At 72.7% G+C, this 13612-nt stretch carries 17 protein-coding genes; 9 read left to right on the top strand and 8 right to left on the bottom strand.

The genetic code is table 11. The features are described from left to right. Positions 1–6 precede the first annotated feature (6 nt). Genes F9B16_RS12370 through F9B16_RS12360 form a run of 3 tightly spaced genes read left to right on the top strand, consistent with a single transcriptional unit; the run spans position 7 to position 2451 of the window. Positions 7–336, top strand: coding sequence for a hypothetical protein (locus F9B16_RS12370; protein ID WP_151540174.1), 330 nt, complete (start codon positions 7–9; stop codon positions 334–336). A 50-nt stretch (positions 337–386) separates the two neighbouring features. Continuing rightward, entirely contained in the window at positions 387–1646 is a 1260-nt protein-coding gene (locus tag F9B16_RS12365; protein WP_151540173.1) for a metal-dependent hydrolase family protein, read from the top strand. Positions 1647–1692: 46 nt separating this feature from the next. Continuing rightward, the gene (locus F9B16_RS12360; protein ID WP_151540172.1) at positions 1693–2451 is read left to right on the top strand and encodes an SDR family NAD(P)-dependent oxidoreductase; all 759 of its coding nucleotides are present in this window, start codon (positions 1693–1695) and stop codon (positions 2449–2451) included. A gap of 12 nt (positions 2452–2463) precedes the next feature. On the opposite strand, the gene F9B16_RS12355 is transcribed toward F9B16_RS12360, so the two are convergent. The 3 genes from F9B16_RS12355 to F9B16_RS12345 form a co-directional block, all read right to left on the bottom strand. Continuing rightward, a complete protein-coding gene (locus tag F9B16_RS12355) occupies positions 2464–3261 on the bottom strand; it encodes a VOC family protein (protein WP_151540171.1) in 798 nt (265 codons plus the stop codon). Between the two features lie 130 nt (positions 3262–3391). Further along, a complete protein-coding gene (locus F9B16_RS12350) occupies positions 3392–3850 on the bottom strand; it encodes a PaaI family thioesterase (RefSeq protein WP_151540170.1) in 459 nt (152 codons plus the stop codon). A gap of 64 nt (positions 3851–3914) precedes the next feature. Beyond that, positions 3915–4439 carry a prolyl oligopeptidase family serine peptidase gene (locus tag F9B16_RS12345; protein ID WP_225991573.1) on the bottom strand — a complete coding sequence of 175 codons (525 nt, stop codon included), beginning with the start codon at positions 4437–4439 and terminating at the stop codon, positions 3915–3917. Here F9B16_RS12345 and F9B16_RS53565 point away from each other — a divergent pair. Together F9B16_RS53565 and F9B16_RS12340 are read left to right on the top strand one after the other, a co-directional pair. Continuing rightward, positions 4434–4568 (top strand): hypothetical protein, encoded by a 135-nt coding sequence (locus tag F9B16_RS53565; RefSeq protein ID WP_264159698.1) that lies wholly within the window; start codon positions 4434–4436, stop codon positions 4566–4568. The genes F9B16_RS12345 and F9B16_RS53565 overlap by 6 nt on opposite strands. 36 nt (positions 4569–4604) lie before the next feature. Further along, positions 4605–5066, top strand: a complete 462-nt coding sequence (locus F9B16_RS12340; RefSeq protein ID WP_151540168.1) for a pyridoxamine 5'-phosphate oxidase family protein — start codon at positions 4605–4607, stop codon at positions 5064–5066. A gap of 220 nt (positions 5067–5286) precedes the next feature. On the opposite strand, the gene F9B16_RS12335 is transcribed toward F9B16_RS12340, so the two are convergent. Then, positions 5287–6021, bottom strand: coding sequence for an SMI1/KNR4 family protein (locus F9B16_RS12335; RefSeq protein ID WP_151540167.1), 735 nt, complete (start codon positions 6019–6021; stop codon positions 5287–5289). 117 nt (positions 6022–6138) lie between these two features. Here F9B16_RS12335 and F9B16_RS12330 point away from each other — a divergent pair, with 117 nt between their 5' ends. Next, the gene (locus F9B16_RS12330; RefSeq protein WP_151540166.1) at positions 6139–6756 is read left to right on the top strand and encodes a TetR/AcrR family transcriptional regulator; all 618 of its coding nucleotides are present in this window, start codon (positions 6139–6141) and stop codon (positions 6754–6756) included. Between the two features lie 133 nt (positions 6757–6889). Here F9B16_RS12330 and F9B16_RS12325 read toward each other — a convergent pair whose 3' ends face one another. Beyond that, complete coding sequence (locus tag F9B16_RS12325) at positions 6890–8203, bottom strand: SGNH/GDSL hydrolase family protein (protein ID WP_151540165.1); 1314 nt, start codon at positions 8201–8203, stop codon at positions 6890–6892. A gap of 135 nt (positions 8204–8338) precedes the next feature. Continuing rightward, positions 8339–9193, bottom strand: a complete 855-nt coding sequence (locus F9B16_RS12320; protein WP_151540164.1) for a helix-turn-helix domain-containing protein — start codon at positions 9191–9193, stop codon at positions 8339–8341. 135 nt (positions 9194–9328) lie between these two features. On the opposite strand from F9B16_RS12320, the gene F9B16_RS12315 reads away from it, so the two are divergent. Beyond that, positions 9329–10720 (top strand): MFS transporter, encoded by a 1392-nt coding sequence (locus F9B16_RS12315; protein ID WP_151540163.1) that lies wholly within the window; start codon positions 9329–9331, stop codon positions 10718–10720. Between the two features lie 31 nt (positions 10721–10751). On the opposite strand, the gene F9B16_RS12310 is transcribed toward F9B16_RS12315, so the two are convergent. Together F9B16_RS12310 and F9B16_RS12305 are read right to left on the bottom strand one after the other, a co-directional pair. After that, positions 10752–11192, bottom strand: coding sequence for a DUF6463 family protein (locus tag F9B16_RS12310; RefSeq protein ID WP_151540162.1), 441 nt, complete (start codon positions 11190–11192; stop codon positions 10752–10754). Beyond that, positions 11189–11875, bottom strand: coding sequence for a molybdopterin-dependent oxidoreductase (locus tag F9B16_RS12305; RefSeq protein WP_225991572.1), 687 nt, complete (start codon positions 11873–11875; stop codon positions 11189–11191). The genes F9B16_RS12310 and F9B16_RS12305 overlap by 4 nt, the downstream gene beginning before the upstream one ends. Positions 11876–11942: 67 nt before the next feature. On the opposite strand from F9B16_RS12305, the gene F9B16_RS12300 reads away from it, so the two are divergent. Next, the gene (locus tag F9B16_RS12300; RefSeq protein WP_151540160.1) at positions 11943–12554 is read left to right on the top strand and encodes a TetR family transcriptional regulator; all 612 of its coding nucleotides are present in this window, start codon (positions 11943–11945) and stop codon (positions 12552–12554) included. A 240-nt stretch (positions 12555–12794) separates the two neighbouring features. Continuing rightward, a complete protein-coding gene (locus F9B16_RS12295; RefSeq protein WP_192808748.1) occupies positions 12795–13313 on the top strand; it encodes a DUF892 family protein in 519 nt (172 codons plus the stop codon). Positions 13314–13612: the final 299 nt, after the last annotated feature.

Below are 13612 nucleotides of genomic sequence, written 5' to 3'. Positions count from 1 at the left end.
CCCACGATGGCCAGCACCTTTCCCCCCGACTTCGCCGAACTGGAGCCGTTCGCGGGCTGGGCGCTCCCGACCGAACGCGAGCGCTACGCCAAGCGGATCGCCAGCACCATGGACGAACTGCAGGCCTTCTACGACGCCGCGTTCCCCCGCCTGGAGAGCGCCACCCCCTACCTCGAGCAGGTCGAGCTCGACGGCATCTCCGACCAGGACAAGCACCTGCTCTGGCTGTTCTGCGCGCTGGTGACCGTCGCGTTCCCCGTCGAGGCGTGGAGCCAGCCGAGGGTCCCCGACAGCGGCGCGTCGAGCATCGACGCCGTCGTCGAACCCGCCGTCTGACCGGCCCCGCCCGTCCCGTCACCGCACCCGACGACGTCGAAGGAGCGCGCATGCCGCGTGAGAGAAAGCCGCAGCCGCCGATCCACCTGCGGGCCGCCCGGCTGCTCGACATCGACAAGGGCGAGCTCATCGCACCGGGCTCGCTGCTCATCGTGGACGAGCGCATCGCCGAGGTGGCACCGGTCTCCGTGCCCGGCGACGCCGTCCTGATCGACCTCGGTGACGTGACGCTGTTGCCGGGCCTCATGGACATGGAGGTGAACCTCCTGCTCGGCGGGCCCGACCACCGCAGCCCGCTGAACCCCGTGCAGGACGACCCCGCCGTCCGCACGCTGCGGGCCGTCACCAACGCCCGCCGGACCCTGCGGGCCGGGTTCACCACGGTGCGCAACCTCGGCCTGTTCGTGCAGACCGGCGGGCTCCTCCTCGACGTGGCCATGAAGAAGGCCGTCGACCTCGGCTGGATCGACGGCCCGCGGGTGGTGCCCGCCGGCCACGCCATCACCCCGACGGGCGGCCATCTCGACCCGACGATGTTCCAGGCGTTCGCCCCGCACATCATGCCGCTCACCGTGGAGGAGGGGATCGCCAACGGCGTCGCCGAGGTCCGCAAAGCGGTCCGCTACCAGATCAAGCATGGGGCGCGAGTCATCAAGGTCTGCGCGTCCAACGGGGTCATGTCGCACACCGGTCCCGCCGGCGCGCAGCAGTACTCGAACGAGGAGCTGCGGGCGATCACCGACGAGGCGCACCGCGCCGGGCTGAAGGTCGCCGCGCACTGCATGGGCGACGAGGCCATCCGCAACGCGATCGAGGCGGGCATCGACTGCATCGAGCACGGGTCGCTGGCGAGCGACGAGACGCTCGACCTGATGATCGAGCGCGGCACGTTCCTGGTGGCGACCACCTACCTCGCCGACGGGATGGACACCTCCAGGGCCGCTCCGGAACTGCAGGCCAAGGCCGCCGAGGTGTTCCCGCGGTCCAGGGCGACGATCGGCAAGGCCATCGCCAAGGGCGTCAAGGTCGCGTGCGGCACCGACGCCCCCGCCATCCCGCACGGGAAGAACGCCAAGGAACTGCTGGCTCTGGTCGAGCGCGGCATGACGCCCCTCCAGGCGATCCGCGCCGCGACCACAGTCGCCGCCGACCTCATCGACGCCACCGACCGCGGCCGGCTGGACAGCGGCCTCCTCGCCGACGTCATCGCCGTCCCCGGCGACCCCCTCGCCGACATCGGCGTGATCGAGGACGTCCGGTTCGTCATGAAGGGCGGGAAGGTGTTCCGCAACGACGCCGAGGCCGGATGACGGGCCGCCTCCGCCCGGCACCGGCGACCGGACGAGGGAGGGACCGGTGAGCGCGGCGCCGGACGGCAGGGTCGCGGTCGTGACCGGCGGAGCGTCGGGCATCGGCCTCGCCGTCGCGGAACGGCTGGCCCGCGACGGCGCCCAGGTCGCGGTGCTCGACCTCGACGCCGCCGCGAGGGCGGCGTCCGACAAGATCGAGGCGGACGGCGGCGCGGCGATGCCGGTCGCCGTCGACGTGGGCGACCGCGCGAGCATCGACCGGGCCATGGGAGACGTCCGCTCCCGTTTCGGGCCGATCGCGATCCTGGTGAACTCCGCGGGCAAGGAGGGCTTCCGCCGGTTCCTCAACATCACCGCCGGCGAATGGGACCGCATCCTCGCCGTCAATCTCACGGGCACGTTCCACTGCTGCCGGGCCGCCGTACCGGACATGGTCGAGGCCGGCTGGGGCCGGATCATGAACATCTCCTCCTCGAGCGCCCAGGGCGGGCAGCCGTTCATGACCCACTACGTCGCGTCCAAGGCCGCGGTCATCGGGTTCACCAAGGCGCTGGCGCTGGAACTCGGCCCGGAGGGGATCACGGTGAACACGATCCCGCCGGGCTTCATCGACACGCCGATGACCCGCCGCAACGAGCAGCGCGGTTTCCTCGGCCCGGGGGTCGACCACCACGCGTCCCTGACACCGGTGCGGCGCGCGGCGCGCCCCGAGGACATCGCCGCCGCGTGCGCGTTCCTGGTCAGGGACGAGGCCGGCTTCATCACCGGCCAGACGATCGGCGTCAACGGCGGACGCAACACCTGAACGGGCGCCCCGTCACGGGCGGCGCGATTCCGGGCCGCCCGCGGCGATGACGGCGAAGCGCACGCCCGTGGGGTCGGTGAGCATGGAGAACCGGCCCAGTTCGGTGTCCGCGGGCGCCGACCGGATCCCGGCGCCGAGTTCCACGGCCCGGCCGGTGGCGGCGTCGCAGTCGGCCACTTCGAAATACGGCGACCACTGCGAAGGAGAAGCGGCGGGGCCGGCGCCGTCCTCCCCGGTGGGCCCGTCGACGATCCCGGTGGCCACCAGCTCACCGCCGACCGTCCAGCGCGTGGCGAAACGCCCGGTGCCCGCCCTGACTGTCGACCAGCCGAACACCTCGCCGTAGAAGCGTTCGGCCTCGGAGACGTCCGGGCAGGCCAGCTCGACGAAACGAGCGGCCGATCGTTCGCCGATCGGCGGTCTCCCACCCGCGACGATCGGTTGCCAGACCCCGAACTCCGCGCCGTGCGGATCGGCGAAAAGCGCTATGCGCGCCAGGTGGGCGACGGGCGTGGGATACACCTGGACCAGGCCGCCCGCCGCCTCGACCGTCCGGACGCATGCGTCCACGTCGTCGACCCTGAAAGTGCAGGTCCAGGACGGCGACCCGGTGTCGTCGACCAGGGCCTGGACCCCGGCGACGCCCTGGTCCGACGCGGGTTCCGTGAAGATCTCGTAGTCGCCGAACTCGTCGAGCGTCAGCGTGTAGGAGCCCCAGCCGAACAGCCCGCGATAGAACGCCTGCGAAGCCCGTACGTCCGGGCTCCCCAGATCGACCCACGACTGCGTGCCGTGGACGTCCTGGTTCATGACCGTCCCCACCAGGTCAGAGCGCGCATACCAGCCACGCTAGGCGCGCCGGCGTCATGTGATCGGACAGCCTCGCATTCGGTTCCACAAAGAACGCCCCGGCTCACCGGCCCGTCCGGCGGGAGGGGCTTCACTGGTCGGGGCGTCCCTCCACGCAGATCAGGGTCTGCTGGCCGGCCGCCACGAGCTTGCGCCGGTCGCCGCGGACCGCGAACACCTCCAGCCGGCACACCGTCAGCGTGCGGCCGGGCCGGAGGACCGTCCCCTCGGCCTCGATGCGGTCGCCTTCGGCGGGCGCCAGCAGGTTGATCTTGTACTCGACGGTCAGCACGGAGGTGCCCTCGGGGAACAGCGTGAAGGCGGCGTAGCCCCCGGCCGTGTCGGCGATGGCGCTGGTGGCCCCGGCGTGGAAGTACCCGTTCTGCTGGGTCACCTCCGGCCGGGCGGCCAGGGCGATGTGCACGCTTCCGGGCGCTATGCGGATCAGGCGGGCACCGAGATGCCGCATCAGTCCCTGGCGGTCGAAGCTGGCCTGGATGCGCTCTCGGACCTCGGGGGCGGCCTGTTCCCGGCCTGTCTGCTCTGTCAACGGTCTCCTCGGCGGACGTCGCGAGCCGGCGGCGCGGCTCGTTGATCGGCTTCGGACATGGACGCTACAGCCCGGATCGCCCCGGGTCGCGCGTGTTCGTGCCGCCCTCCATGGCGTTCAGCGCGAAACGCAGCGAAGTCGTGAAGACGGCCTCGACCTTGTCGTCGGGGATGCCGTGCCAGCCGTGGTCGGCGGACGGGACGAGGCTCAGGTCGGCCGACGCGCCCGCCTCGCGCAGCCGGGCCGCGAGCGCCTGGGAGTGTGCGCAGGGAACGAGGCCGTCGCCCTCGCCGTGGACGAGGAGGAAGGGCGGCGCGTCGCGGTGGACGTGCGCGACCGGCGACGCGTCGCGCGCCTTCGCCGGATCGGCCGCGGGACCGGCGCCGAGCAGGAGCGACTCCGGCGGACCGGGCGACAGGGCCAGGTCGCTCGGCCCGTACCAGATGACGGCGCCGGCGAGACGGGGCGCGGCCGAGGTGAGGGCCAGCAGGGACGCCAGGTGGCCGCGGGACTCCTGGAGCAGGCCCCGGACCCCGGCTCGGCACGGCAGCGGCTGATCCGCCGCACCCCCGAAGGGGAACGCGTGCACCGGCGGGCCCTCCTCGTCCTCGAACGGCTCGAGCGGACGCTCGCCGAACGGATCGGCGCGGACGCGGTCGAGGCGCTGCGCTCGGCCCTCGAAGCCCCCTGGGGCGCGCCTCCGCGGGACGGTGCCTGACGGCGGATTGTCGGCGGCGGCTGAGACAGTGGCCGGATGGCGACTTGGAGGCAGTTCGAGGAAGAGGCGGCGGAGCTGGCCGCCACGGTTCGGGAGCGGTTCGAGGCGGCGAAGACCCACGTCCTCGCGACCGTCCGCAAGGACGGCTCGCCGCGGGTGAGCGGCTCGGAGGTCGACTTCCTGGGCCCGGACCTGTCGTTCGGCTCGATGCTCGGCGCGGTCAAGGCCCGCGACCTGCGGCGGGACGGGCGGTGCGCGATCCACGCGCACCCCGCCGATCCGGAGAACGGCGGCGACGCCAAGGTCGCCGGCATCGCGGTCGAGATCACCGACCCGGAGGAGAAGAAGGCCCTCGCCACCGGGGAGGAGCCGCCCGGCGACTTCCACTCGTTCCGGCTGGACCTGCGCGAGGCCGTGCTGACCTCGGTCGAGAACGACCAACTGGTCATCCAGGTCTGGCGCCCCGGCGCCGGCGTCCGCACCACCCGCCGCACCTGACCGAGCACCGCACCCCCCGCCCCGCCCGACCGACCGTTCGTTCGGTCGGGCGCACCTGACCGGGCGCCCGCATGGTTCATCACGCCTGACCGAGCGTCCGCGTGGTTCGCCGCGGCCGAGCGAGCGCTCGTACGGTTTGTTGCGCCTGACTGAGCGTGGTGGTCCGCGCGTTTCGGAGGGGGCGTGGGCGCTTACGCGGGTCGGGGGGCGAGGGCGGTGATCATGGCTGCATGTTCCAGTCGCCCGGCAGGGTTTCGCGCACGGCGCGGAGGGCTTCGGGGGTGCGTGTCCGGACCCAGAGCCATGCTCGGGCGTGGTCGCAGATCAGCGCGTCGCGGCCGTAGAACCAGCGGACCGGCGGGCCGTCGGGGGCGGCCCACATCGGGTAGTCCGGGAGGGCGAGGCGGGAGTAGCGGCGCTCGAGGACGCCGAGGTCGGCGTCCTCGGCCTCCCGGTTGTCGTGGTCGTCGCCGTCCGAGCCGAACAGGGCCTCGTACAGCACCATCTCGACGCAGGCGACGGAGAGGCGTCCGAGGAACGGGCGCCATGGTTCGGGCGCGGAGTACGTGCCGTCGAGCCGGAAGACCACGGGCGGGTCCGGCAGGCGGAGGTCCTCGACCGGGATGCCCCAGTCGGCGACGCCCTGGTTCTCTTGGCGCCACACGAGGGCGCGGCCGGTGTCGTCGTAGTGAAGCTGGTCGGGGCGGAGCAGGCAGTCCTGGTTGCTGGTGAGGTCCGCGCGTCGGCCGAGCAGCGCGAGGACCTCTTTCAACGCGTCCGGGAGCCGGACTCCGAGCCGTTGCTCGGCGGCGGCCAGGTCGTCCTGACGCCAGCCGTCGTGGTCGGTGACGGGGGTCGACCACGCCGCGGCGAATCCGCGAAGGAAACGCCATGCCCGTGCGCGATCGCGGCAGGCGGCGGCGACCTCGCCCGCGAGGTCGAAAGGGTCTGGCACGGTCCCGACCCTAGAGCCTGCGCCGCCCTCCGCCGCGGGCATGGCGGAAGAGCGACTTGGCATCACCCTTACCAGTGGCGACGCTCTGCTTTTGGCGGCTCTACGTACCGTGACGATATGGCCAGTGCCGTCACACACCAGCAGGTCATCGACGTCGCGACCCGGCTGTTCGGCGAACTGGGGTACGACGGGGTCTCCCTGCACCTGATCGCGGACGCCCTGGGCACGAGCCCGTCGGTGATCACGGAGGTCGCGGGCGACAAGCGCGCCGTCTACCTGGAGGTGACGCGCCAGGCGTTCGAGAGCGAGCACCGCATGCTGGAGTCCGTCGTGTCGGACGCGGAGCCCGGGCGGCGGGCCCTGCACCAGATCGTCGACGCCTACCTGGACTTCCACGTGTCGCATCCCCAGGTCCGGGCGCTGTGGGCGCATCGCTGGGTGGCGGACGCCGCCGACATCTCCGAACTCGAGGACCGGTACGCGCGGCCCCTGCTGAACCTGGCGGCCCGCAAGATCCGGGACGTCGTGCCGCCGGACGTCAACGCCTACTACCTGCTCGGAACCATGGTCTGGTGCGTGCACGGCTATCTGGGTTCCGGGGTGCTCCAGCAGTCCAAGGGGATGCGGAGTCCCGACGATCCCGAGGTCGTCGCCTCCTTTCGCGAACACCTGCACGTGCTGATGGATCGGCTGCTGATTCCGGAGGATCTCGTCCCCTGGCAGGATTCCGGCTGACTCCCGCCAGCGGCGCGAGCGCGACCGGCGCAGCGTCGTCGAGCAGTTGGCGTCGTCGAGCAGTTCGGCGTCGTCCAGCGGTTCGGCGTCGTCGTCGGATGGGTCCGGGAGCGCGGTTGCGGCGGTGCCGGGTTCATAGGGCCGCCAGGTCGATGGCGTCGGCTATGGCCTGATATCCGGCGTCATCCGGATGAAGGCCGTCCATGAAGACGTATCCGGGCCGCGGCATCCGCTGGTCGGACGGGTCGGACATCGCGCGGTCGGCATCGATGACGGCGTCGTACTCATGGCTCGTGCGGATCCATTGGTTCAGCTCTTCACGAAGCTTCTCCACCTCCGGTGTCCAGAACGGGAACAGGGCGCCCTTCATCGGTGGAAGGGTCATGCCGATGGCCTTGACGCCATGGGCGTGGGCGGCGCGGATCAGGGCGCGATGGCCATCGATCAGCCGGCGGGCGCTCACCTGCGGATTGGGGCGGATACAGGGGTCGTCCACCTGCGGTGCGCCGATGTCGTTGGCGCCCAGATGGACGATCACGGAGCGCACGCCGGGCCGGGCGAGGACGTCCCGGGCGAACCGGGCGGTGCCCTTCTCCCCGCCACAGGGCGAGCCGTTCAGCAGCTTGTTCGACCCGATGCCCGCATTGACGACTCCGAGGGGGCGCCGGGCGGCGACGAGCCGCTCCTGGAGGTCGTCGGGGAACCGGGCGTCCGCCTCCTTCGTGGCCCCGACCCCGTCGACCAGGGAATCTCCGAAGACCACCACCGAGCCGCGCGCCGGTCCGCCCGCCACCTCGACGCCGGTGAGGTAGTACCAGGAGGAGGTCGACTCCTTGAAGGCGTCAGCGCCGACGTCGGTGAGGTGGTCGCCGAGCGCCCGGAACGCGTCGGTCCCGGCGAAGCGGTGGAAGGTGGCCGGGCCGGTCGGAGCGATGAAGCGCAGGGTGATCGCTAAGCGTTCCAGCGGGGACGCGGGCAGCGCGACGGGATCGCTCACGAGGTCCCTCCCGGGCGGGATCACCGCCGTGGGCGAACGGGCGAAGGTGACCCGGGCGATCGTCCCGGGCCACACCAGGGCGCCGCCGGCGGATCTGCCGGCGGTCGCGCCCGCGATCCGCAGCGGGCTCGTCCCGAAGGCGTTCGACAGCCGGACGCGGATCCGGGTGCCGCCGAGCCCGACCCGGACGACCTGCCGGACGGTCTGGCCGGCGAACCCCTTCACCGACCAGTTGGGCCCGGAGTCCTCGTTGCCCGCGACCGGGGCCTGCACGGCGGCGCCCCAGGCGCTCGTCCAGCGTGCGCCCGGTGCGACGGCGTCGTTCGACCGCGCGGAGGCAGAGCGGCGGGCCGCCGGGGCATGCGCGGTCGCGGCGGCCGTCAGCGCGACGATGACCGCCACGCCGACCGAGATCTTGATGAGGCGGGCCCGGGAGAGGGGAAGGTCCATGCCGTCGATCCCACCGCTCTCGGACCCCCGCCCGCATGACGGCGAGCCACACTCTTTCAGGTATGGCCGGCCATACCGCCCGCCTCCTCACGGCCGCCGGGCCGCGCCCGACCCGCCAGCGGGCCGACCGTCGGCTCAGGTCCGCGCGTCGCTGGTGCTGAGGGAGAGCAGGACCATGGCGTCGTGGTCTGGGGTTCCCGGTTCGGCCTGGTAGACCGACATGCGCTGGCGGTCGGCGCCCAGATGGAGGACCTCGAAGTCGAGGGTGAAGGTGCCGACCCGCGGATGGTGGAAGGTCTTGCGGTCGCCGCGCCGGGCGTGGACGTCATGCCGCTTCCACAGCTCCGCGAACTCGGGGGCCGCGCCGTCGAGCTCGTCGATCAGCGCGGCCAGGGCCGGGTCATGGGGATCGGTGGCGGTCAGGCTCCGCAGCTGGGCGGCGCTCGTCCGGGCCGCCTTGTCCCAGTCGTCCAGCACGCTGCGGGCGGCGGGATGCAGGAAGACGTAGCGGATCGTGTTGCGGCGTTCCGGCGGCCATTCGTCCATTCCGGCGAACAGCGCGAGCCCTTCGGGATTGGCCGCGAGGATGTCGCTCGTCCAGCTCAGGACGTAGGCGGGGCACGGGCGGAGCTGCTCCAGCATGCGCAGCACCCCGGCGCGGACGACCGGACGTTCCGGAACCGGGGACCGTCCGGCCGGGACGCGTCCCGCGGCATGGTCGGCGAGCGCGAACAGGTGGGCCTGCTCCTCGGCGTCCAGCCGCAGGGCGCGTGCCAGCGACTCAAGGACCGCCGGGCTGGGGTTGCTCTCTTTGCCCTGCTCCAGGCGGATGTAGTAGTCGATGCTCACCCCGGCCAGCGCGGCGAGTTCCTCGCGCCGCAGGCCGGGGGTCCGGCGCAGGCCCGGGCCGGCGGGCAGGCCCACGTCCGTGGGGCGCAGCCGGGCGCGGCGGGCGCGCAGGTACTCCCCTAGCGCGCTGCTGGAAGGCACGGCTCCAGTGTGCCAGCCGCCCGTTACGCGTGGGTGGCCGTGTCGCTGCCAGGAACACCACCGCCTTCAACGGAGGGGCGCCCGGGAGCATCGTGGATCCGTCTTCGACGTTTCGATCGTCCCGAGGAGCCGCCCATGACCGGCACTAAGATCGCCTCGCCCGTCGGCGAGGCCGGGCCGCGGCCCGTGTTCGGCGCCCGGTTCGTCACCGCGGTGTCGTTCGGCTCGGTGCTGAACCCGGTCAACTCGTCCATCATCGCGGTGGCGCTGGTGGCGATCGGGCAGGCGTTCGGCGCCGGCGCCGACCGGACCACCTGGCTCGTCTCGGCGCTGTACCTCGCCACCGCCGTCGGGCAGCCCACGATGGGGCGCCTCGCCGACCGGCTCGGCCCCCGCCGCGTCTACCTCGCCGGAACGGCCCTGGTCGGGGCGGGCGGGCTGGTCGGCTGCCTGGGCTGGTCGCTGCCCGCGCTGGTCGCCGCCCGCGTGGTCATCGGGCTGGGGACCTCGGCGGCCTACCCGGCCGCGATGGCGATGGTGCGCCGCCGGGCGCGGCGGCTGCACGGCGGCACCCCGGACGGCGTGCTCAGCGCCCTGGCCATCGCCGGGCAGGTCACGATGGCGGTGGGCCCGCCGCTCGGCGGGCTGCTGATCGCCGCGGGCGGCTGGCGGATGACGTTCCTCATCAACATCCCGCTCGCGGCCGCCGGCATGGCCGCCGCGCTGGTCTGGCTCCCCAAGGACGACCCGCGCGCCCCCGGCGCCTCACTGTGGCGCGCCCTAGACCCGGCCGGTGTGCTTCTGTTCACCGGGGCGCTCACCGCGCTCCTGGTGTTCCTTATGGACCTGGCCGATCCCCGATGGTGGCTGCTCTGCGCGTCCCTCGCCCTGCTGGCCGCGCTCACCGCGTGGGAACTGCGCGCCGAAGCACCCTTCATCGACCTGCGGATGCTGGCGCACAACCGTGCCCTCACCACCACCTACCTCCGCTACGGCGCGACGATGCTCGTGACGTACTGCTTCGTCTACGGGTGGACGCTCTGGCTGGAGCAGGCCACCGGCCGCTCGGCGTCGGCCGCCGGGCTGCTGATGCTGCCGTCGTTCATCGTTGCTACCGCCGTCTCCGCGTTCGCCGCCCGGCGCCGCGTCTGGCCGTCGCTGGTCGCCGGGGCGGCGGCGCTGGCCCTCGGCTGCGGCGGCCTGCTCCTCCTCGGCCGCCATACGCCGCTGTGGGCGCTGCTGCTCGTCAGCGTGACGTTCGGCGTGCAGAACGGCCTCAACATCGTCACCAACCAGGCCGCGATGTACGCCCAGGCCCCCGCGGAGCAGACCGGCGCGGCGGCTGGACTGCTCCGCACGTTCATGTACCTGGGCGCGATCGCGTCGGCCAGCATGATCGGCCTCGCCTACGGCCCTCGCGCCACCGACGCCGGCCTCCACCGCCTCGCCGCCGTCCTCACCGTCGTCGCGCTGACGCTCCTGGCCGTCACCGCCATCGACCGAACCCTCGCCAAGACCTCCGAGTGAACTGCCCACGCGCGCGCGGCGCGGCCGCGTGTCAGGTCGAGGCGGCCTCGGCACGTCGCGCTTGGGCGTCCGGGGACTCGGGGACGCGCCGCCCGCGCCCGCCGTAGGCCGCGGCGAGCGCGAGAGCGCCGATGACCACCTCGGCCCACCCGCCCGTGACGGGGAAGTAGATCACGCACAGCGGGACGCCGGTCGCCATCAGGAACCAGCCCACCTGGACGGGCATGCGGCCCGTCGCCCGCACCAGCGCCCGCGTCAGGGTGCCGAGGATCAGGAACGAGGCACCGGACACGAGGAACCAGACGCTGGCCTCGCGCTTCCAGTAGCCGGGCGCGTCGGGGTCGACGACCGTCGCGGCGAACCCGTCACGCGCGATGGCGTCCCACGCGTTCGGCTGGACGAACGCCCACACGAAGTGCAGTACCGCCGTCACGATGATCAGCCTGGGAACCCATCGGGTCAGTCCGTTCATGCTTCCCCTTCTCCGTTCGTGCGGGCGCGGGCCGCGGTGTAGGCGGCGTCGGCCGCCGGCAACAGGGCGTGCCACAGCGGCCGCCAGATCCGTCCGGGCAGGTAGCGGCTGCGCTCCTCGAAGGCGACGCGGCCGCGCGGATGGCCCTTCCAGCCCGCTGAACCGGCGTCGTAGGCCGTGCAGTACTCGATCGTGCAGACGTGCTTGACGTTCTTGTAGCCGTAGTGCGCCGGTGCCACCAGCCGCAGCGGCGCGCCGTGATCGGTGTCGAGCGACGCATCGTCCAGCGCGTCGGCGAGCAGGACGCCTGGGGCGAGCGCGTCGTCCAGGCGCAGCGTGGCGGTGTAGCCGTCGAGGCCGGTGAAGCGGACCCAGCGCGCCGACGTCCGCGGCCGTACGCGTTCGGCCAGGTGCGCGTGGACGTCGACGAACGGGATCCCGCTCCAGGTCAGGCCGAGCGCGCTCCAGGTGGTCACGCAGTGCAGGTCGGCCAAGCGATCGGTCCGGCCCGGCAGTGCGGCGAGCGCGTCGACGGGGATCTGCTCCGGGTTCCTGACGGCTCCCGTGACCGTCACGACGGCCACCGGGGACGGCCGTGGCACCACCGGCCCGAACCGCGGCAGGCCGAACGGGCGATGGGCGGCCGGGACCTGACCCGGCGGCAGATGCGGTACGGCCCTCACGCGTCCCCCTTTCTAGAGATAACTCTCTAATACTGGCGAGCATAGCGGGCCGGTACCCTCGACTCCCATGGGGCGCCCGCCACGGCACGACCGCGACCGGCTGCTCGACGCGGCCGTCGACCTGGCCTGCGAGGACGGGCCCGCGGCCGTCACCGTCGCGGCCGTGGCGCGCGCCGCCGGCGCGCCGAGCGGCTCGGTCTACCACCGGTTCCCCAGCGCCGCCGCCCTGCTCGCCGCCCTCTGGCTGCGCACCCTCGAACGCTTCCAGGACGGTTTCGTCGCCGCCGCCTCCGGCGAACCGGCCGAGGAGGCCGTCGCGGCCGCCGCCCGCCATGTGGTCGCCTGGAGCAGGTCCCACCCGCGCGAGGCCCAAGTCCTGTTCTACGGACCGCGCGCCTTCGGACGCTCCAGCTGGCCCGCCGCCGAGGCCGACCGTTTCGACGCCGGCAACCGCCGCGTCCGCACCGCCCTGACCGGGCTCGCCGCACGGCTCGGCCGCCCGGACGAGGTGGACCGGATCGTCCTCGCCACGGTCGACGTCCCCTACGGCCTCGTCGGACGGCATCTGCGCGCGGGCACGCCGATCCCCGCGTCCGCCGAAGACCTCGTGGCCGACGCCGCCACAGCCCTGCTCCAGTCGCAGCGAAAAGGCGACCCGCACACGGCACCGCACACTTGACCGCGGGCTGCCTGATCGAAATCCGGGCACCTCGGGAAGCGATCACCCAACTCCTCGATTCCGTTTCATGGAGTCCCTTTTAATTTCGCAGGCTTCGCCTCCGCCCTTGCCCGAACGCTGGGCATCACGGGCAGTTCGGTGGGGTTTGGGGGCGAATCACGGAGGGCACGTCGAAATCGTCAGCGCCGAACGCCGTGCCGTGACGCCACAGGAAGAATGCCGAGCGAGGAGGAGGAGCCGATGACCGCCCTCGACCGGCAACTCGTCACCGCCCTGAGGGACGCGCACGCGCTCGAGCAACACGTGCAGGCGGTGCTGAGCGAGGCCCTGACCTCGGTCGCGGACGAGCCGGAGCTGTGCCGCCCCCTCGGCCACTTCGCCGAGCGGGCCCACGCCCACAACAGGGCCATCGAGGCCAGATTGCGCGCCCACGACGCGTCACCGTCCCTCGTGAAGGACGCCGGGATGCTGTTCGCCTCGGTCGCCGAAGCGGCATTCGGCCCGGGACACCGCGCGGGAGCCGCGAAATACCTCCGCGATGCCTACGCCGCCGTGCATTTGCAGATCGCCGCCGGCGAACTGCTGTGGCGCCTCGCCGAACGGAACGGCGATCCGGAGACCGCGCGAGTCGCCGCCGGAATGTGCAGCGACGGCCACGAGATAGCCGATCAGCTATCGGGCACCTGGGATCTGGCCTTGGACGTCGCCCTGCGCGCGCACGCCTTCGGCGGCAGGAGGCGGGCGGGAAGCAAACGGTAGCGCCGCACCGGTCCGCCGAACAGCCAGAGCTTTGCGTGACCGTCTAACGTCCTGGGCGCGAACGCGACGGACCCCGCTCTCGTCCGGGGACGGGAGCGGGGTCCGTGTTGGGGGGCTGGGGGGTCTAGGGGTTGGTTTGGGTGCGTGTGGGTCAGCCGAGGGGCTTGGGGGCGCCCTTGGTGCCGGCGCCGTGGCCCCAGGACAGGACCTGGTACTTGACGCCCTTGAGGTGGCCGACCGAGGTGCCGGTGTCGTACTTGGAGGCGGGCTTGTGGCCGTCGACCAGGGTGCGGAAGGTG

It is taken from the genome of Actinomadura montaniterrae (assembly GCF_008923365.1).
In the GTDB taxonomy this organism is placed as follows: domain Bacteria; phylum Actinomycetota; class Actinomycetes; order Streptosporangiales; family Streptosporangiaceae; genus Spirillospora; species Spirillospora montaniterrae.
The sequence above is the reverse complement of the archived record's forward strand: the minus strand, read 5'-3'. Positions and strand labels throughout refer to the sequence as shown.

Coding starts and splice junctions, on each gene's coding strand:
- F9B16_RS12355 (WP_151540171.1), bottom strand. CDS start 3,261: ATGAACCAGGACGTCCACGGCACGCAGTCGTGGGTCGATCTGGGGAGC.
- F9B16_RS12365 (WP_151540173.1), top strand. CDS start 387: ATGCCGCGTGAGAGAAAGCCGCAGCCGCCGATCCACCTGCGGGCCGCC.
- F9B16_RS12370 (WP_151540174.1), top strand. CDS start 7: ATGGCCAGCACCTTTCCCCCCGACTTCGCCGAACTGGAGCCGTTCGCG.
- F9B16_RS12310 (WP_151540162.1), bottom strand. CDS start 11,192: ATGAACGGACTGACCCGATGGGTTCCCAGGCTGATCATCGTGACGGCG.
- F9B16_RS12340 (WP_151540168.1), top strand. CDS start 4,605: ATGGCGACTTGGAGGCAGTTCGAGGAAGAGGCGGCGGAGCTGGCCGCC.
- F9B16_RS12300 (WP_151540160.1), top strand. CDS start 11,943: ATGGGGCGCCCGCCACGGCACGACCGCGACCGGCTGCTCGACGCGGCC.
- F9B16_RS12295 (WP_192808748.1), top strand. CDS start 12,795: ATGACCGCCCTCGACCGGCAACTCGTCACCGCCCTGAGGGACGCGCAC.
- F9B16_RS12330 (WP_151540166.1), top strand. CDS start 6,139: ATGGCCAGTGCCGTCACACACCAGCAGGTCATCGACGTCGCGACCCGG.
- F9B16_RS12325 (WP_151540165.1), bottom strand. CDS start 8,203: ATGGACCTTCCCCTCTCCCGGGCCCGCCTCATCAAGATCTCGGTCGGC.
- F9B16_RS12315 (WP_151540163.1), top strand. CDS start 9,329: ATGACCGGCACTAAGATCGCCTCGCCCGTCGGCGAGGCCGGGCCGCGG.